The following is a 17135-nucleotide window of genomic DNA, read 5'->3' as shown; positions in this document are numbered from 1 at the left end:
TGAGCTCGCGGTCGGGCTGCGGGTTCAGCCGGTCCGGAACCGCGGCACGGCCCCGCCGACGATGACTTCCACGATCGGCACGTCGGGGCCCGCCCAGTCGCGGCCCTGCAGACGGGTACGGTCCACCCACTCCCACCGGTCATGATCGGTGCTGCTGACGGGCTCCATCGCCTCCAGACGCGCCCAATAGCAGTCCAGGTGGAGGTCGCGGTCACCGGCGTCAGCCTCACCACGGCCGATCAGCCACCCGATCTCCACCTCGACGCCCATCTCCTCCCGCACCTCCCGGCGCAGGGCCTGCTGCGGGGATTCGCCCGGCTCGACCTTCCCGCCGGGGAACTCCCAGAGGCCTGCCGCGCTCCTGCCCGGTGCGCGACGGGCGGCGAGGATCTGGTCGCCACGCACGATCACCGCACCGACCACGCGCAGCGGCGCGGGAGCGCCGGGATGCTCCTCGTCCGTGCGCGAGTCATACCAGGGCTCGGGCTCCTCGGCGAAGCCGACGTCGCCGGACTGCCAGGCGTGCCCGCAGTCCTGGCACTCCCGGTCCGGGCCCAGGCCCGTGCATCCTTCCCAGATCACCCATGACGGGGAGGACTCGTAGGCCTCGAGCATCGGCATGCCGATCTCGTGGTGGAGCACCTGGTCGGTGCCGCAGCGCGGGCAGGTGCCGCGCACCCATTCGTAGCTCATGGGGACAGTCTCCCGCGGAGGTGCGACGTTCGGAGCCCAGCCCGTTCAACCAGCCCGTTCAACCCGCTCGTTCAGTCCGCCGCAGGCCCCGTCAGCGCGCCCAGCACGTCCTCCCCGTACTCGGCGAGCTTCTTCGCGCCGACGCCGCTGACCGCTCCGAGCTGAGAGACCGACTCCGGGCGGGCGTCGATGATCCCCACCAGGGTGGCGTCGGAGAACACCATGTAGGGCGGGATCTGCTTCGCCGTGGCCACGGCGGTGCGCCAGGTGCGCAGCGCCTCGAAGCGTTCCCGCTGCGCCGGCTCGAGGCTGTCGGCCGCACGGGAGGCGCCGGCAGTGCGTCGGCCGCCTCCGCGTGCGGGGCGCTTCGGGGTGCGGTCCACCGCGAGCTCGACGGAGACCTCGCTGCGCAGCACCGGGCCGGCCTGGGGCCCGGGGACCAGCACCCCGTACTCGCCCTCGGCCTCCACGATGCCGCGGGCCAGGAGCTGGCGGATGACTGTGCGCCATTCCTTCTCGCTGAGCTCGCCGCCGATGCCCCAGACACTCAGCTCCTGGTGGCGGGACTGGCCGGAGCGCTCGTTCTCCCGTCCCAGCAGCACTTCGACGACCTGCCCGGAGCCGAACTTCTGGCCCCGCTCACGGTCCAGCCGGATCAGTGCCGAGAGCAGCTTCTGCGCGGCGACGGTGGCGTCCCAGGTCTGCGGCGGGTTCAGGCAGGTGTCGCAGTTCCCGCAGGCCTCGAAATCCGCCTCCTGGCCGAAGTAGCTCAACAACTGCACGCGGCGACAGGAGACCGTCTCGCACAGGGCGAGCATCGCGTCCAGGTGGGAACGGGCATTGCGCTTGAAGAGCTCGCTGCTCTCTCCGGTGTCGATGAACTTGCGCTGGCTGACGACATCGCCCAGGCCGTAGGCCATCCAGGCGGTGGAGGGCTGCCCGTCGCGGCCCGCACGGCCGGTCTCCTGGTAGTAGCCCTCGATCGACTTGGGCAGGTCGAGATGGGCGACGAAGCGGACGTCGGGCTTGTCGATGCCCATCCCGAAGGCGATGGTCGCCACGATGATCAGGCCATCGGCGCGCAGGAACCGCTCCTGGTGGTCCTGGCGCACCGCCGCATCGAGACCCGCGTGATACGGCAGCGCCGGGATGCCCCGCGCGACCAGCGCCTCGGCGGTCTGCTCCACGCTCTTGCGGGACAGGCAGTACACGATGCCGGATTCGCCTTCGTGCTCGGTGGTGATCAGCCGCAGCAGCTGCTCGCGGGGCGAGGCCTTGGGCTCGATGCGGTACTGGATGTTGGGACGGTCGAAGCTGGAGACGAAGTGCTCCGCCTCCTGCATCTGCAGCCGCTCGGTGAGCTCGCGATGGGTGGCCTCGGTGGCGGTCGCGGTCAGCGCGATCCGCGGCACGGTGGGGAAGGCCTGGGCGAGCACCGACAGTCCCAGGTAGTCGGGACGGAAATCGTGCCCCCACTGCGAGACGCAGTGCGCTTCGTCGATCGCGAACAAAGCCAGCCGGGCTCGGTGCAGCAGCTCCTGGGTGCGGGGGAGGACCAGTCGCTCGGGCGCCATGTACAGCAGGTCCAGCTCACCGGCCAGCAGCTGCTGCTCGACCGCCTGCGCCTCATGGAAGTCCAGGGTCGAGTTCAGGTAGGCGGCGCGGAGTCCGACGGCCTCGAGCGCCGCGACCTGGTCGCTCATCAGCGCGATCAGCGGCGAGACCACGATGCCGGTTCCCTCGCGCAGCAGTGAGGGGATCTGGTAGCACAGCGACTTGCCGCCACCGGTGGGCATCAGCACCACCGCGTCCCCACCGCGGGCGACCTGCTCGATGATCGCGGCCTGATCGCCGCGGAAGGAGTCATAGCCGAAGACGGTCGAGAGGATCTCCAGCGCTGCGTCCCCCTGCCCGGCTTCACCCTCACGGAGTGCGGAGAGCGGATCGGCGGCGCGCGAAGAGGTCATGACCGCCACTGTATTCGGGTGGGCCGCGGGGCGGTGACCCAGGCGCAGCGCCTGTGGACAGCCGCACCTCCTGAACGCTGACCAGGTACGTCCGCGCAACGGCTTGCTCAGGCGTCTTCTTCCCACGCCCCTGAATCCACCGGCTTGCCGATCGCGAAGGACACGAGCACGCCCACCAGCGACAGCATCACCGGAAGCAGCATCGCGTCCGCCATGGCAGAGGCGAAGGGCTCCAGCAGGAGCGGTGGCAGGTCTGCGCTCGAGGAGCCACCTCCGGAGGACATCGCCGCCCCAGGATCACCCCCGACAACTTCGCTGAAGCGCACGGTGATGCGGTCGCTCATGACGGTCGCGATCCCCGCCGCTCCCAGCACCGAACCGACCTGGCGGGTCTCGTTGTACACCCCGGATCCCGCTCCGGCCTGCGACGGAGGCAAGTTGCGGGTCGCCGTCAGCGACAACGGCCCCCAGATCAGCGCGTTGCCGAGACCCACCAGCAGGAAGGGCATGGGGTGCTGGCACGGCTGATCTCGGCCAGACTGCATGCAGCTCGCTCGGATCGACGAATATGGAGCGTATGGCGTCACCACCGCCACCTGTCTGAGCGTCGAGGAGGTGTGGGATCGATGGATATCGCTGAGACCACGAATGATGTGCATGAGCATCGAGAGGGTCTGCAGGGCGAGGAACTCGAAGACCGCACGACCGGCTTCACCTCCTCACCGCAGTGCCGGGTGTTGGGGCGTCTCCGCTCGGACCTGTTCCGGATCCAGGAGATCCAGGCGGTGCTTCATCGTCTGACCTCTCCGGACGAGGAGCTCGCACAACCGGTGCCCGAGGCGGAGCAGCGAGGGCTGGGACGAGTGGCAGCGGTGTTCGACGCGAATCGTTCAGCGTCCTCCCGTCTCTACGCGATGCTCGGAGACCTCCTCGCCGAGCAGGGAGTGCTCGTCTCCGAGCGGCTGACCCTGGTCGCGATGATCTTCCTCCCGCTCACGCTCATGACCGGCTTCTTCGGCATGAATTTCGCCTGGATGCAGGACTACACCGAAAGCTTCGGAGCATTCCTCGCCCTCGGGACCGTGCTCCCGGTGCTGTCTGCGCTGCTCACGCTCGCAGTTGTCCGTCACCTGACCCGCTCCACCTGAGCGCACGCACGGGCGTGGGAATCGCGCCACGCCATGACCCGATTCGTTCTATGGTGGTTCACGCCACAACCGCTGAGGGCCCCGTCACCTGCACAGAGCAGTGCAGACCGGCCCCACTTCCCCCTGAGGAGCACCCCCGGTGTCCAGCGCGCCCGAAACCCGCAGCACCAGGAAGGAGGGCACGGCGATCTCACGCGCCATGCGCCCTCTGAACCATGTGGTGGAGCGATTCATCCCCTCCGCCCTGGTGTTCTCGATCGTCCTGACCTTCATCGTGGCGATCCTGGGCCTGATCCTCACCGATACCGGGCCGGCCGATCTCGTCGTGCACTGGGGCGACGGACTGGCCGGGCTGCTGGCCTTCATGACCCAGATGGCGCTGATCCTGCTGCTGGGTCACATCCTGGCGAACACCGGGCCGGTGCGGAAGCTCCTGGCCTTCCTCGCCTCGATCCCGAAGACCGAGCTGAGCGCCTACGTCTTCGTCTTCGTCGTGGCTGCCGCGGCGTCGTTGATCACCTGGGGCCTGGGCCTCGTGGTCGGCGGCCTGCTGGCTCGTGAGGTGGCCTACCAGAGCCGCGAGCGCGGGCTCAAGCTGCACTTCCCGATGCTGGTGGCCGCGGGCTTCGGCGGCTTCGTCGTGTGGCACATGGGCTACTCGGCCTCCGGCCCCCTCACCGCTGCGACCGAGGGCTCGTTCCTCGCGGAGTCCCTCGGCGGGCAGACGGTCCCCATGTCCGAGACCGTCTTCTCCGGATGGAACATGATCGCCGCGGTGGTCACGATCCTCTTCGTCGCCGTCGCGCTGTTCCTGGTTGCGCCCCGCAAGGGCGACACGATCACGGAGCTGTCGATCGACGCGCGCGAGGTGGCGGAGGACGGTCAGGAGGAGATCGTGACCCCGGCCGACCGGCTCGACGCGAGCCGCCTGGTGACCGGGCTGACCGGGCTCGCCCTGGTGGCCTATCTGGTGCTGCACTTCACCCGCGGAGGCACGCTGACCCTGGACACCGTGAACTGGTCCTTCCTGGCCCTGATCCTGCTGCTGGTGAAGAACCCCTTCGAGCTGATCCACCTCACCAAGAACGCCGCCTCCAACGTGGGCGAGATCCTGCTGCAGTTCCCGCTCTACGCCGGGATCCTGGGGATGATGGTCGGCTCCGGGCTGGTGCAGGTCTTCTCCGATGCCTTCGTCTCGATCTCCAACACCACCACCTTCGGGCTGTTCGCCTTCCTCTCGGCGGGCCTGGTGAACTTCTTCGTCCCCTCCGGCGGGGGGCAGTTCGCGGTCCAGGGCCCGATCATGCTCAATGCTGGCGCCGAGCTCGGTGTGGACCCGGCGATCACCATCATGGCGGTCTCCTACGGCGACCAGTGGACCAACATGATCCAGCCGTTCTGGGCGATCCCCCTGCTGGCCATCGCCGGGCTGAAGATGCGCGACATCCTCGGCTACACCACGATCGTGCTCATCGCCTCCGGCATCGTGTTCGGCGGGACGCTGCTGATCGTCTCGCTCTGAGCCTCCGGGGGCAGCTCGTCGACGAACGGCGGCTGCGCCCCGGCCCGGCCGACGGTGATCGCCGCACAGCGCATCGCCGTGCGCGCCCAGGCCTCGGCCTGCTGCCGGGACACCGTCCCCGCGAGCAGCTCGCGCTGGCCGCCGGCGGCCAGCAGCGCGAAGAGCAGACCCGACATGAACGAGTCTCCGGCACCGATCGTGTCGATCACCGCCGCCGTCGGCGCTGGCAGCTCGCTGCGCCAGTCCGGGCCCGAGAGGGCGCAGCCGTCCGCCCCGCGGGTCACCACGACCAGGTGCACCCCGAGGCGGTGCAGGTGGGCGGAGGCCTCCTCGACGGTGGCTCCGGGATACACCCAGGCGAGGTCCTCGTCGCTCAGCTTCACCAGATGCGCGCGGGCCGCGAAGCCCTCGAGCTGCGCGTGCACCTGCTCCCGAGGCAGGCCGAGGCCGGGGCGCACGTTCGGGTCGATGCTGATCACGATCCCCGGCCCCGCCGCCGCGAGTGCTGCGAGGACCTGGCTCGCCCCCGGTTCGAGGACCATCGCGAGCGAACCGGTGTGCAGGACCCGGACGGGCCCAGCCGTGAACGGGCCGGGCTCCCAGTCGACCTCGAAGAGGTAGCCGGCAGACCCGTCGGCGGCGAGCTGCGCCTCGGCGGTCGAGGTCGCCCGCGCCAGCGGCGTCGGACGCACACGGACCCCGGCGGTCGCGAGATGCGACCGCAGCAGATCGCCGTGCGCGTCCGCGCCGAGAGCGGTCAGCAGCTCGGTCGGGACTCCGAGCCGGGACAGGCCGACGGCGATATTGGCCGGACTTCCTCCGGGATGGGCACGGGCCTCGCCATCTGCGGTGCGGACGAGGTCCACCAGCGCCTCGCCGACCACCAGCACCTGCCCGGCCCGATCTCCTCCCGGCTGGCTCATTCGGCGGGTTCCAGGCTGACGGTGACCTCCGAGCCCCCGGGGAAGATCTGCTGGGAGACCACGGCGCGGCCCCCGTCCAGCTCGAGGTCGATGCAGGACCGGTCCACGATCAGGTCGTAGGACACGCGGTCGCTCGGGACCCGGGGAGCATACGGATGCGAGAGCGAGTGGTCCGGGGCGAACGGTGCCGCATGAGCAGCGCTGCGGTCCAGGACGACGCGGCCCTGCGCATCCATCGAGAGGACGAGGGTCTGGGCCTGCGAGGAGCCGTCGGCGAACCGCAGCACCAGCTGCTGCGGATCGAGGGCCGACAGAGTCCCGCGGACACGGAACGGCTCCTCGGCGTCCAGCATCGTCGACTCGCTGGAGCCGTCGGCGGCACCGTCGCCGAGCTCGAGCGTGCGGATCTCCGACGGCACCACGAGGTGCTGGATCACCTCGAGCGAGCCGTCGACCGTCGCCGCGAGGTGCAGCGTCCGCGGCAGGGTCATCGCCGAGCGCCAGGGATCGGTGGGGGTCTGCGTCGCGTACGCCCAATTGTTCATCCAGCCCAGCAGCACAGGGTCCCCCTCCACGCCGGAGAAGGAGACCGCCGCATAGCAGTCGGGTCCCAGATCCAGAGGGCGCGGCGATCCCTCGGAGGAGAAGCGGCGACCGTCGAAGTCGCCGATCAGCAGATAGGTGCCCGATCCGCCGGCAGGCCCCCCGGGGTTGGTGCTGAGCACGAGCACCCAGGCCTCCTGCCCGGGCCGTGCCCCGGGGCCCGAGACGGGCACCCGCAGCAGATCGGGGCACTCCCAGATCCCGCCGTCCACCTCGGGATGCGCGAACGTCGAGGAGGGCTCCCAGGTGAGCAGATCCGAGGAGGTGAACAGGTGGACGCGGTAGTCGACGGCCTCGACCGTGACCATCACCCAGCGTTCGGTCTCGGGGTGGAAGAACACCTTGGGATCGCGGAAGTTCTTGGAGTCGCGGTCCAGGATGGGGTTGCCCTCGTAATACGTCCACACCGTGCCGCCGTCGGTCGAGTAGGCGATGGACTGGGCCTGGATCCCGGCGCGGGTGGGATGGGACTCCGAGTACGCACTGGTGTAGAAGGCGACCAGAGGCCCCGGCTCGCCCGGTGCGGCCAGCCCGGAGCTGTTGGCGGCGTCGTGGACGACGCTGCCGGAGAAGATCATCTCGTTCTCCGAGCAGGGCAGCGCGACCGGCAGATGCGTCCACGTCGCGAGGTCGTCGGAGACCGCGTGGCCCCAGGAGAGATTCCCCCAGAGGCTGCCGTGGGGGTTGTTCTGATAGAACGCGTGCCAGCGGCCGTCGTACCGGATCAGACCGTTGGGGTCGTTCATCCAGGTGGCTTCTGGGGTCAGATGGAAACGAGGACGGAACAGCTCGGTACGAGATGCGGACAGGGCGGTGGGAGTCATGATCTCTCAGTCGTCAGGAGTGGATGGGGGAGTGCTGGCGCCGGCGGCGCGGGGCACGGGGTCAGGAGTTCTCGGTGAAGCGGTCGTGGGCGGTCTGGTAGACCTCGACGATCTCGGGCAGTCCCATCGTCTCGAGCTGGGTCACGTAGCCGTCCCACTCGTCCTCGATGCCGCCCTTGACGATCCAGGTGGCGATCTTCTCGTTCACGAGCGTGGTGACGTCGGCCTCGAGCGTGCTGATCCGGTTCAGCTCCTCGACCGAGAGCATCACCGGCGGGTACTGCTCGTTCGCACGGTGCGGCTCGAAGTGCTCGGCGATCTGCTCCTGGCGGACCGCGGCCCGGGGTTCGGCGAGCACGACGTTCGCGAAGTCGTCGGCGGTGACCATGAGCGGTCCGCCCGGGGCGACCTTGACGCGTCGCTCCTGCTCGGTCTGGCCGCCCTCCACGGGGATCTGCTCGAGCATGCCCTCGCCGTTCATCTCCTGCGAGGCGCCGATCGGCCCCCAGTTCGTCTGGGCGCTCATGACCGGGTCGAAGAGCATGTCGACCCAGCGCATGGTCGCCGCGGCGTACTCATTGGTGCGCGTGATCGCGAAGGCTCCGCGATTGATCTCCTGGTTGTTCGCGACGCAGGCCCGGATGACGCCGTCGGGACCGGGGAACAGCGGGACCAGCTCATAGCTGTCGGCACGCTCCGGGCCGACCACCTCGGGTGCCTCCCAGAAGTAGAACGAGCCCAGCGCCTTCGGCTCCAGCTTGCCCTTGGCGACCATCTTCACGTAGTCCTGGGAGAAGGCCTCCTGGTCGATCAGCCCCTCGGTGAACCACGTGTGAAGCACGGCGATCGCGTCGCGGTAGCCGTCCTTGTTCGCGGTGAACTGGACCTCGCCGTCCTCCACGATGCGGTGATCGGGGGTGACGACCTGACCGCCGATGGCGGCGATGAGATCGCCGAGCGAGCTGCTTCCCATGAAGGACAGGGGGAGCGCCCCGGGCCCGGACTCCTTGAAGGCGAGCAGCGCCTCGTGGTACTCGTCGACGGTGGTGGGCATCGACAGACCGAGCTCATCCAGCCATCCGGTGTCGATGAAGAGCATCGAGGGGAAGGCCACCAGGCCCATCTCCTCGACCTTCGGGAGCGTGTAGATGTTGCCGTCGGAGGCGGTCATGGCGGCCCGGATGTCGGGCCGCTCCTCGAGCCGGGCCCGGAGGATCGGGGCGTGCTCCTCGATGAGATCGTTGAGAGCGAGCAGCGTGCCGTTGGCGCCGTACTTCGCGACCTCGGCATCGGACAGGCCCGAGTTGAACAGCGCATCGGGCAGCTCACCGCTGGCCAGGAGGAGGTTCTTCTTCTCGGCCCAGACCTCGTCCGGCTCGTTGTCCCAGGAGATGGTGATGCCGGAGTCAGAAGCCCAGGTCTTCACGAGCTCCATGGACTCGTAATCGGGGGCGAGCGCGGACTTCGCTCCGCCGAACCGGAGCGTGAGCTCCTCCTCGACGATCGGCAGGCCGGAGTCGGTGAGCCCGACCTCGGCGGACAGGTCCTCGGTCTCCTTCGCGGAGGGCCGCCCGCAGGCGGCGAGGCCGGCGGTCAGGGAGAGAGCGGTGGCGCCAAGCGTGAACCGGCGGCGGGAGAGCAGGGAACGGGTCAGCAGGGGTTGGGTCAGCATGGTGAGACTCCTTCGTCACGGATTGCCGTGCAGTTGTTCGTATAACCGGGGGGACTGCAGAGGAGGGGCAAGGGTGGCCGGCGGGGGATCGGTCAGCTCTTCAGGGCGCCGAGGGTGGCGCCCTTGACGAAGTAGCGCTGGAGGAAGGGGAAGGCGATGAGCAGCGGGATCGTGGAGACGACGATCATCGAGTACTTCAGCAGCTCGCCCATCTTCTGGGCCGCGGCGGTGGAGTCCATCGATGCCATGTCCATGCCGGAGGCGGAGGCCTGCGACTGGATGAGCACGTTGCGCAGGATCAGCTGGAGGGGGTACTTCGACTCGTCGCTGAGGTAGATCATCGCGTCGAAGAAGGCGTTCCAGTTCGCCACGATGTGGATCATCGCCATGAGCACGACGAGCGGCTTCGACAGGGGCAGTGCGATGCCGAAGAAGAAGCGGAAGTCGGAGGCGCCGTCCAGCTGGGAGGCCTCCCTCAGCTCGGGGGAGAGGTTCTGCTCGAAGAAGGTGCGGGCGATGATGAGGTTCCAGACGCCCACCGCGCCGGGCAGCACCACGGCCCACATGGTGTCGAGCATCCCGAGCTCCTTGACCACGAGATAGCGCGCGATCATGCCGCCGTCGAAGAACATCGTGATCACGAACAGGATCATGAACAGGTTCCGGCCGGGCATGTCCTTGCGGGCCAGGGCGTAGGCCCCGAAGAGGATCATCGTCACGCTGATCACGGTGCCGACCACGGTGTAGACCACCGAGTTCAGGAAGCCGCGCACGATGGTCGAGGTGCCGAAGATCGTGAGGTACCCGTCGAAGGTGATGCCCTTGGGGAGCAGGACGACCTTGCTCTGCTGGACCAGGTTCGGGTCCGAGATCGAGGCGATGACGATGAAGTACAGCGGATAGACGATCACGAGCATCGTGATCGCGATGAGCCCGTAGGTGACGACCGCGAAGAGCGGGTCGGCGAGGCGCTGCGCAAGGCTCTGGCGACGGGGTGCGAGGTCGGGGAGCGTGCCCCGAAGAGTATTGGTCGGTGTTGTCATCGGTATCACCACAGGCTCGACTGGTTGGCCTTCTTCGCGACCCAGTTGAAGGTCACCAGAAGGAGGAGGTTCAGGACGGAGTTGAACAGCCCGATGGCCGCCGAGTAGCTGAACTGGGCGCCCTGCAGGCCGACCTTGTACACATAGGTGTTGATGACTTCGGAGGTGGGCAGGTTCAGGTCGGTCTGCATCAGGTAGACCTTCTCGAAGCCGAGGTTGAAGATGTTGCCGACGGCGAGGATGAACAGGATCGTGATCACCGGGAGGATCCCGGGGATGTCGATGTGCCGGATCCGCTGGAAGCGGTTCGCCCCGTCCATGCGCGCGGCCTCATGGAGCGAGGGATCGATCGCGGTGAGAGCGGCGAGGTAGATGATCATCGAGAAGCCGGCGTTCTGCCACACGTCGGAGCCGATGTAGAGCGGGCGGAACCACTCCGGGGCGCCCATGAAGAAGATCGGCTGGCCGCCGAAGGTCGTGATCAGATGGTTGACCAGGCCCGAGCTCGGCGAGAAGAGGAGGTGGATCATGCCCACGACCACCACCACCGAGATGAATGAGGGCGAGTACAGGACGGTCTGCGTGAGCCGCTTGAAGCGTTCGCTGGGCAGCTGGTTCACGATCAGGGCCAGGATGATCGGCACCGGGAACGCGACAAGCAGGCCCACGGTGTTGATCGTCAGCGTGTTCGCGACGATGCGCTCGAACTGGAAGCTCGTGACGAAGGCCTCGAAGTGCTCCAGACCGACCCAGGGGCTCCAGAAGAAGCCGTCGACCGGGTTGTACTCGCGGAATGCGATCTGCGCGCCGTACATCGGCCAGTACTTGAACACGATCAGGTAGAGGACGGCCGGCGCGAGTAGTACGTATAACTGCCAGCTGTGGAGGATCCTTCGCAGGCGGGTCTGGCGCGAGGTGGATCTGCGGGACGGCGGGTGCGAGAGCTCCGGCGGCACGGGTGCCTGAGAGGTCGGAGGCCCGACGGCGGTGTCGGTGGTCATGCGTCAGCGTCCTTTCGGTGGAGCGACGGATCCGCGATGGATCACGGGGCAGGGGATGGCGTGGGTCGCGGCCGGGGCGGTCGGATCCAGGACGAGCGCGGCGGCACGCTCGCCCATCGCGATGAAGGGGAGCGCCACGGTGGTGAGCCCCGGGTGGAAGTAGTCCCGCAGGATGTCCTGGTCGTCGAAGCCGACGATCGAGACGTTCTCGGGGATGCTCAGGCCGAGGTCATAGATCGCCTGATAGGCGCCCAGGGCCGTACGGTCGTTGCCGCAGAAGATCGCGGTGGCGGGATCGTCCAGGCCGAGCAGGGCGTGCGCGCCATCGTGGCCGCTGCTGTGGTTGCCTTCGCCGGCGAAGAGGAGGTCCGGATCCGGGACGATGCCGGCCTCGGTCAGGGCGCGCTCGTAGCCGCGGCGTCGATCGCGGGCCGCGGGGATCCCCTCCCGGGGGAAGATGTTGATCATGCCGATGCGGGTGTGGCCCGCATCGATCAGGACCTGCGTCGCGTCGTAGCCGCCCTGCTCGTCATCGGGGATGACGCTGGGGATGCGGCCCGCGAGGTCGCGGGCGTTGAGGGCGACGGCGCGGGTCTCGAGCGCCGCGTCGGGGACGTCGAGCTCGCGGTGGTACATCGCCGTGTACAGGAGACCGCGCACCTGGTGGGACAGCATCGTGTCGATCGCGGCGGCTTCGAGCGCGGCGTCCCCTCCGGTGTCGACGGTCATCAGGGTGCTGCCCTCCTCCCAGACACGATCCTGGGCGCCCTTGATCATCTGGCCCGAGAAGGGGGAGGTGGCCACGTCGTCGCCGACCAGGCCGACGATCTCGGAGACGCCGGTCTTCAGCGTCTTCGCCTGGAGGTTCGTGCGGTAGCCGAGCGCGGCGGAGGCCTCGCGGATGCGCTCGGCCGTGGTCTCGGAAGCGCGCCCCGCATAGCGTCCGCTGAGCACGAGGGAGACGACGGCCTGGGACACTCCGGCCTTCGCGGCCACGTCGTGCATGGTGGGGCGCTGCGCCATGCCGTGCTCCTCGTCGTCCGGTCGCTGGGCGGTCCGCCCGACGACGCGTTATTCGTATGACGTAGAGAGTGCGGGGTGCGGCTCGGTCTTGTCAAGAGGTTCGCGGCAATCAATCGAGCCGGGTTTTTCGCTCGGCGCGCGCGGCATGCGCAGCGGCCGGGAGCCGCGCGCAGAGGTGCTCCGCACCTCCTGCTCCCTGGTTATTCTGACCCCGGGGACGCCGCCGGGGTGGCTGCGCGAGCACGAGGGGGACGAGATGGACGAGCAGGACGAGCAGGAGCGGCCTGATGAGGCCAAGATGCCGCCCAAGGCCACGGGAGCGCGGTTCTGGGGTCCGGTGGTGGGGTTCGGCGTCGTGTGTCTGGCGCTGGTGCTCGTGGAGGTGTTCGTGGTGATCGGTGGGATGCGCCGCGACGCCGTGGCGAGGGTGGAGGCCTCCCACTCGGAGGCCGCGGCCGACGAGAGCCGGTCAGCGGCCGCGGAGAGGGAGAGCGAGGAGGCCGTCGAGGCAACAGCGTCCGCCCAGGCCGCCGAGACGGCGAAGGCCGCGGCGGCCTTCCCGATGGAGGTCACCGGAGTCGAGCGGGCGGGCGTGCTCTACGCCGGGACGGACTACGAGATCACGGCCGAGGGAGAGTTCGTGGTCGTCGAGATCGCGCTGACGAACAACAGCACCGAGGTGCTGTCGCCTCTGAGCACCTACGAGCTCATCGACGCCGACACAGTGATCCACTCTCGCCAGAAGCCGTCCGGTCTGCTCTCCACGGACCCGGCGAAGGAGCCCACCATGAGAGAGCTCGCCCCCGGCGAGAACGCGGTGTACCAGCTGATCTTCGACGTTCCGAAGGGGACCGAGGCCGCCTCGGTGAAGCTCACGCCGGTTCTCCCCAGGCAGTCCTCCCCGCGGTCTACGCGCCGGTCGAGGAGTGACGCCGGGGCCCGGCGACCTTCCTCCGTCTACCTGCCGCGGATCCTCTGCAGCACATCGCCGCCGCCGGCATCCCAGATCTCGCCCTGATCCCCGACCACCACCAGCAGTGACCGCGGCCGTGAGAGCCCCACGTACAGCAGTTGCGGGGCACGCTCGGCCGAGCCGAAGCCATTGATGGCGAGCACCACCACGGGCCGCTCAAGGCCCTTGAAGTTCAGCACGTGCCCGTAGAAGACATCCGTCGCAGCGAAGAACTCGTCCCAGTAGCCGTCATAGCCGTACTGCTCCACCTGTTCCTTCTGGACCGGGTGACGACTGCGGGTGGTGAGCAGGGCGATCTGGCCGGGCTTCCAGCCCTCGTCCATGAGCTGCTCGACGACATCGTCGGCGGCGGCGACCGCCTCCGCGGAGAGGGACTCCACGTAGCGGACCGGGGCTCCGTCGTCCATCCGCGGGTTCTGCGTGAGCGGGGTGAGCGGCGCGAAGGTGCGGGCGATCGACTTGGTGTTGCGCAGGTTATCGTCCAGCGGGAAGGGATTCAGGGTGATCGGGGCGCGGCCCTCCCGATCGAACACGCTCTGGTGCTCGTCGGTGAACACGAATAGCACCCCCTCCCCGGGATCCCGCAGGCATGGCTGCAGCCCGTCCCACCAGACATCTGCGAAGTCCTGCGCCTCATCGACCACGATCGCGTCGAACAGCTCCTCCGGATCCTGGACGGCGGCGAGCTCGGCGAGACGGCGGGGGAGATGCTCCTCGTAGTAGGTGACGGGATCGCCGTCGAACTGCTCCTCGGTCTCCGCTCCCCAGCGCACCGGGAGGTCGTGGAAGAGCCCGACGTAGGCGGGTCGCTCCTCCTCAGGCCACGTGGCGGCGAGCAGCTGGAAGTGCCGAGCCAGGCCGCGGGAGTAGCACAGCAGGGCTGTGCGGAAGCCGTCGCGGGCCAGGGTGCGGGCCTTGATCATCGCCAGGTGGGTCTTGCCCGAACCGGCCCCGCCGATGATCTGCGCCCGGTGCTGGAAGCGCAGCAGCGCGATCGCCCTCTCCTGCTCACTGGTTCGCGCATTGCCTGCGTCCGCGATCTCGCGGGCCAGCAGCTGATGGTTCTCGATCGCGCGATGGGTCCGACGCAGCCGCTTCACCGCGTAGGCGCACTGCTGCGCATCCAGCGGCGGGTACACCCCACGGGTCTGGGCGTTCAGGGCATGCACGATCCGGTCCGCGAGGCGGGGCAGGTCGGTGCTGTCCAGGGTGATGCCGCGCGGTGCCTCGGGGACGTCCCAGTCGCTCGGCAGCTCGGTGTAGGGCAGGACAGCCAGGTGCACGGCGCGGCCGATGTTCCGGGATGCTCCCGCGTTGAGGTACTCGATGAGGTGATGCTTCGCCTTCTGCGCCTGATCGATCGGGGACTTCTTCAGCTCCCGCTGCCCGCTGCGGTCACCCTGATACCAGCGCCCGTCCCGCAGAGAGACCCGCCCGCCCTTGACCTCGATCACCGCCAGGCCGAAGCCCGGCCACAGCACCAGAAGATCCGCCTCGATCTCCTCGCCTCCCGCGGTGAGGCGCTGCCCGGCGATCAGCACGGCGTCGTCCGGCAGCTGAACGCTCAGGTGATCCCACACCGTCTGCTCGGCTGCGGAGGCGAAGTCGGGCTGCGCGGGGTGGGTGATCGGCATGGCGCTCCTCAGAGTCTGGCCGGCGTCGTCGCTGGCGGGGCCAGGCTACCGAGACAGGAGGGATTCCTCAGCGCCAGGTCCTGCTCAGTCACAGGTGTCGCACACTCCGGTCGAGGGAAGCGCGTAGAAGCAGCTCGGGCAGAAGGTGAGCCGCTCCTCGCCCTTGGACGACGTGGCCGAGCGGGGGCGGAAGGAGGACAGCGCCAGTCCATGCCAGTCCGGCTCGGGGCGCTCCTCGGGTGCGAGCCCCTTGCGGAACTCGACATATCCCGGGTAGAGGTACATCACCGAGCGTCCCTCGGCATCCTGTGCGGTGACGCTGCCATTGGATGAGGTGCGGTAGAAGGTCACCGCTTCCACCCGGTCGAAGTTCTCGCCGATCAGGCGGATGTCTCCGACGGACCAGTCTGGATTCCAGCCCAATGCTTCAGTGCGGGTCATCCGGCGGCGGTGGGAGATATCCGTAGTCATCTGCCCAGTAGAGCACGGAGTCCCAGGGGCGGTCGACGGGGCAGGTCATGGCCGCGCGCCGGATATCCCCGATCCGGCGCGCAGACCGAGAAATTCTCTCACGCCAGGTCACCCCTCTTCGCCGCTCCATCAGGGGCGCCGAGGAATATCTCTCAGCCGCGGGCCGCGAGGAACTCGGCCACCGCAGCGCTGACCGCGACATTCATCTCCTGGTCGGAGAGGGTCGCCGTCCCGTCTCCGGACTGCGCACCGTAGTCGCCGAAGCTCGCATGGCTCGCGCCGTCGACCTCGACCATGGTCGCAGTGCTCGGTAGGCGGTCACGGTGCGCGAGGATGTCCGCCGGAGTCGAGAGCCCATCCTCGCCGCCCGCGAGGCTCAGCACGGGCAGCTGAGCAGTGGAGAGGTCGTCGGCGCAGTACGCCGCGAACAGCACCAGAGCGTCGGCCTCGAGGGCGAGCTGGCAGGCGCGCACCCCGCCGAGCGAGTGACCGCCCACGAGCCAGGTCTCGACCTCGGGCGCGGCACCGGTGAAGAGATCCAGGTCGCGGCGATCCAGCAGGGCCAAGTTCAGCGTGGGCTTCACGATCACCACGGTCATGCCCTGCGCAGTGACCAGATCCGCCAGGCGCGCGACATATGCCTCAGGCTCGACCTTCGCCCCGGGGTAGAAGACGAGCCCGGTGCGGGCGGGGCCGGACTCCGCTGGCTGCAGGAGCAGCGAGGTGTCGGTCTCGGCGAGCGAGAGGCGAGGGTCCTCGACGACGCTGCGCAGCGGTGCTGACTCTGCGGACATGACGCCGATTCGGCTCCATGCCACGATGCCCACCACCGCGAGCAGCACCAGCACGAGCACGGCGACCAGGGATCGCAGCAACCAGCGGCGAGCAGAGCGGGCGGACATCATGGGAGCACGGTAGTCCGTGCAGCGCCCGCCTCTCGGCCCACCTGGTGCGAACCCGCTGGGTACGCTGGATCGACTCGCCGCCTGATCGAGGCGCGGCCACTCGTAGAAGGCAGCTCCATGACACTCGCCGACCTGCTCAGCGCCCTCGACTCCGGCGAGACGGTGCCTGCGAACTCCCCCTTGCACGCCGTGATGCACGAGACCAGCCAGGAAGCGCTGCGGGTCACCGGCGAGCTCAACGGCAGCTACCACGCACCGGCGCGCGTGCGGGAGCTGCTCACCGAGCTCACCGGTCGCCAGGTCGACGAGAGCGTCACCCTCTTCCCACCCTTCACCTCCGACTTCGGCAAGAACATCCGCCTGGGCAAGCGCGTGTTCCTCAACGCCGGCTGCCGCTTTCAGGATCAGGGCGGGCTCGAGATCGGTGACGACTGCCTCATCGGTCACAACACCGTGATCGCCACGTTGAACCATGACCTCGCCCCCAGCCGCCGCGGGGACCTGCACCCCTCCCCGGTGGTGATCGGTAAGAACGTCTGGGTCGGCGCGAACGTCACGATCCTGCCCGGCGTCACCATCGGGGATGACGCGGTGATCGCGGCGGCGTCGGTCGTCACCAAGGACGTGCCGGCACGAGCCCTCGTGGTCGGCTCCCCGGCGCGGGTGCTGAGGACCGTCGTGGGCTGAGTCCTCGACGGTGACACCGTCCACGGCTGAGGAGAGGGCTATCGTC

General features: G+C 68.6%; 16 protein-coding genes. 4 read left to right on the top strand and 12 right to left on the bottom strand.

Going from position 1 to position 17135, the window contains the following annotated elements:
• Window positions 1-24: 24 nt before the first annotated feature.
• The 3 genes from ACTH43_RS09100 to ACTH43_RS09090 form a co-directional block, all read right to left on the bottom strand.
• Window positions 25-693, bottom strand: coding sequence for a (deoxy)nucleoside triphosphate pyrophosphohydrolase (locus ACTH43_RS09100; protein ID WP_441444588.1), 669 nt, complete (start codon window positions 691-693; stop codon window positions 25-27).
• Between the two features lie 71 nt (window positions 694-764).
• Window positions 765-2660, bottom strand: coding sequence for a DNA helicase RecQ (gene recQ / locus ACTH43_RS09095; RefSeq protein WP_441444587.1), 1896 nt, complete (start codon window positions 2658-2660; stop codon window positions 765-767).
• Window positions 2661-2767: 107 nt separating this feature from the next.
• Window positions 2768-3169 carry a hypothetical protein gene (locus ACTH43_RS09090; RefSeq protein WP_441444586.1) on the bottom strand — a complete coding sequence of 134 codons (402 nt, stop codon included), beginning with the start codon at window positions 3167-3169 and terminating at the stop codon, window positions 2768-2770.
• Between the two features lie 117 nt (window positions 3170-3286).
• Here ACTH43_RS09090 and ACTH43_RS09085 point away from each other — a divergent pair, with 117 nt between their 5' ends.
• Entirely contained in the window at window positions 3287-3808 is a 522-nt protein-coding gene (locus ACTH43_RS09085; protein ID WP_441444585.1) for a CorA family divalent cation transporter, read from the top strand.
• A 199-nt stretch (window positions 3809-4007) separates the two neighbouring features.
• A complete protein-coding gene (locus ACTH43_RS09080; protein WP_441444615.1) occupies window positions 4008-5330 on the top strand; it encodes a short-chain fatty acid transporter in 1323 nt (440 codons plus the stop codon).
• Here ACTH43_RS09080 and ACTH43_RS09075 read toward each other — a convergent pair.
• From ACTH43_RS09075 to ACTH43_RS09050, 6 genes are all read right to left on the bottom strand, one after another.
• Window positions 5261-6253, bottom strand: coding sequence for a carbohydrate kinase family protein (locus tag ACTH43_RS09075; protein WP_441444584.1), 993 nt, complete (start codon window positions 6251-6253; stop codon window positions 5261-5263). The two genes, ACTH43_RS09080 and ACTH43_RS09075, sit on opposite strands and share 70 nt — an antisense overlap.
• Window positions 6250-7680 (bottom strand): GH32 C-terminal domain-containing protein, encoded by a 1431-nt coding sequence (locus tag ACTH43_RS09070; protein WP_441444583.1) that lies wholly within the window; start codon window positions 7678-7680, stop codon window positions 6250-6252. The genes ACTH43_RS09075 and ACTH43_RS09070 overlap by 4 nt, the downstream gene beginning before the upstream one ends.
• 61 nt (window positions 7681-7741) lie before the next feature.
• Window positions 7742-9352 carry an extracellular solute-binding protein gene (locus ACTH43_RS09065; protein WP_441444582.1) on the bottom strand — a complete coding sequence of 537 codons (1611 nt, stop codon included), beginning with the start codon at window positions 9350-9352 and terminating at the stop codon, window positions 7742-7744.
• Between the two features lie 92 nt (window positions 9353-9444).
• Window positions 9445-10395 (bottom strand): carbohydrate ABC transporter permease, encoded by a 951-nt coding sequence (locus ACTH43_RS09060; RefSeq protein WP_441444581.1) that lies wholly within the window; start codon window positions 10393-10395, stop codon window positions 9445-9447.
• 5 nt (window positions 10396-10400) lie between these two features.
• Window positions 10401-11396: an ABC transporter permease gene (locus tag ACTH43_RS09055; protein WP_441444580.1), complete on the bottom strand. Its 996-nt coding sequence runs from the start codon at window positions 11394-11396 to the stop codon at window positions 10401-10403.
• Between the two features lie 3 nt (window positions 11397-11399).
• Complete coding sequence (locus ACTH43_RS09050; protein WP_441444579.1) at window positions 11400-12419, bottom strand: LacI family DNA-binding transcriptional regulator; 1020 nt, start codon at window positions 12417-12419, stop codon at window positions 11400-11402.
• A 256-nt stretch (window positions 12420-12675) separates the two neighbouring features.
• Here ACTH43_RS09050 and ACTH43_RS09045 point away from each other — a divergent pair, with 256 nt between their 5' ends.
• Entirely contained in the window at window positions 12676-13437 is a 762-nt protein-coding gene (locus ACTH43_RS09045; protein ID WP_441444578.1) for a hypothetical protein, read from the top strand.
• On the opposite strand, the gene ACTH43_RS09040 is transcribed toward ACTH43_RS09045, so the two are convergent.
• The 3 genes from ACTH43_RS09040 to ACTH43_RS09030 form a co-directional block, all read right to left on the bottom strand.
• Complete coding sequence (locus ACTH43_RS09040) at window positions 13377-15026, bottom strand: NERD domain-containing protein (protein ID WP_441444577.1); 1650 nt, start codon at window positions 15024-15026, stop codon at window positions 13377-13379. The two genes, ACTH43_RS09045 and ACTH43_RS09040, sit on opposite strands and share 61 nt — an antisense overlap.
• 84 nt (window positions 15027-15110) lie before the next feature.
• Complete coding sequence (locus tag ACTH43_RS09035; RefSeq protein WP_441444576.1) at window positions 15111-15497, bottom strand: hypothetical protein; 387 nt, start codon at window positions 15495-15497, stop codon at window positions 15111-15113.
• A gap of 152 nt (window positions 15498-15649) precedes the next feature.
• The gene (locus ACTH43_RS09030; RefSeq protein ID WP_441444575.1) at window positions 15650-16402 is read right to left on the bottom strand and encodes an alpha/beta hydrolase; all 753 of its coding nucleotides are present in this window, start codon (window positions 16400-16402) and stop codon (window positions 15650-15652) included.
• Between the two features lie 117 nt (window positions 16403-16519).
• Between ACTH43_RS09030 and ACTH43_RS09025 the strand changes: the two genes are divergently transcribed.
• Window positions 16520-17089: a DapH/DapD/GlmU-related protein gene (locus ACTH43_RS09025; RefSeq protein WP_441444574.1), complete on the top strand. Its 570-nt coding sequence runs from the start codon at window positions 16520-16522 to the stop codon at window positions 17087-17089.
• The last annotated feature ends 46 nt before the right edge of the window (window positions 17090-17135 follow it).

It is taken from the genome of Brachybacterium sp., assembly GCF_052095815.1.
Classification (GTDB): Bacteria; Actinomycetota; Actinomycetes; order Actinomycetales; family Dermabacteraceae; genus Brachybacterium.
The sequence above is the reverse complement of the archived record's forward strand: the minus strand, read 5'-3'. Positions and strand labels throughout refer to the sequence as shown.

What these genes read in the sequence shown, in the direction of transcription:
- ACTH43_RS09040 (WP_441444577.1), bottom strand. Translation starts at nt 15,026, where the DNA reads ATGCCGATCACCCACCCCGCGCAGCCCGACTTCGCCTCCGCAGCCGAG.
- ACTH43_RS09080 (WP_441444615.1), top strand. Translation starts at nt 4,008, where the DNA reads ATGCGCCCTCTGAACCATGTGGTGGAGCGATTCATCCCCTCCGCCCTG.
- ACTH43_RS09060 (WP_441444581.1), bottom strand. Translation starts at nt 10,395, where the DNA reads ATGACAACACCGACCAATACTCTTCGGGGCACGCTCCCCGACCTCGCA.
- ACTH43_RS09075 (WP_441444584.1), bottom strand. Translation starts at nt 6,253, where the DNA reads ATGAGCCAGCCGGGAGGAGATCGGGCCGGGCAGGTGCTGGTGGTCGGC.
- ACTH43_RS09090 (WP_441444586.1), bottom strand. Translation starts at nt 3,169, where the DNA reads ATGCCCTTCCTGCTGGTGGGTCTCGGCAACGCGCTGATCTGGGGGCCG.
- ACTH43_RS09025 (WP_441444574.1), top strand. Translation starts at nt 16,520, where the DNA reads ATGACACTCGCCGACCTGCTCAGCGCCCTCGACTCCGGCGAGACGGTG.
- ACTH43_RS09055 (WP_441444580.1), bottom strand. Translation starts at nt 11,396, where the DNA reads ATGACCACCGACACCGCCGTCGGGCCTCCGACCTCTCAGGCACCCGTG.
- ACTH43_RS09050 (WP_441444579.1), bottom strand. Translation starts at nt 12,419, where the DNA reads ATGGCGCAGCGCCCCACCATGCACGACGTGGCCGCGAAGGCCGGAGTG.
- ACTH43_RS09030 (WP_441444575.1), bottom strand. Translation starts at nt 16,402, where the DNA reads ATGATGTCCGCCCGCTCTGCTCGCCGCTGGTTGCTGCGATCCCTGGTC.
- ACTH43_RS09085 (WP_441444585.1), top strand. Translation starts at nt 3,287, where the DNA reads ATGGATATCGCTGAGACCACGAATGATGTGCATGAGCATCGAGAGGGT.
- recQ (WP_441444587.1), bottom strand. Translation starts at nt 2,660, where the DNA reads ATGACCTCTTCGCGCGCCGCCGATCCGCTCTCCGCACTCCGTGAGGGT.
- ACTH43_RS09065 (WP_441444582.1), bottom strand. Translation starts at nt 9,352, where the DNA reads ATGCTGACCCAACCCCTGCTGACCCGTTCCCTGCTCTCCCGCCGCCGG.
- ACTH43_RS09035 (WP_441444576.1), bottom strand. Translation starts at nt 15,497, where the DNA reads ATGACTACGGATATCTCCCACCGCCGCCGGATGACCCGCACTGAAGCA.
- ACTH43_RS09070 (WP_441444583.1), bottom strand. Translation starts at nt 7,680, where the DNA reads ATGACTCCCACCGCCCTGTCCGCATCTCGTACCGAGCTGTTCCGTCCT.
- ACTH43_RS09045 (WP_441444578.1), top strand. Translation starts at nt 12,676, where the DNA reads ATGGACGAGCAGGACGAGCAGGAGCGGCCTGATGAGGCCAAGATGCCG.
- ACTH43_RS09100 (WP_441444588.1), bottom strand. Translation starts at nt 693, where the DNA reads ATGAGCTACGAATGGGTGCGCGGCACCTGCCCGCGCTGCGGCACCGAC.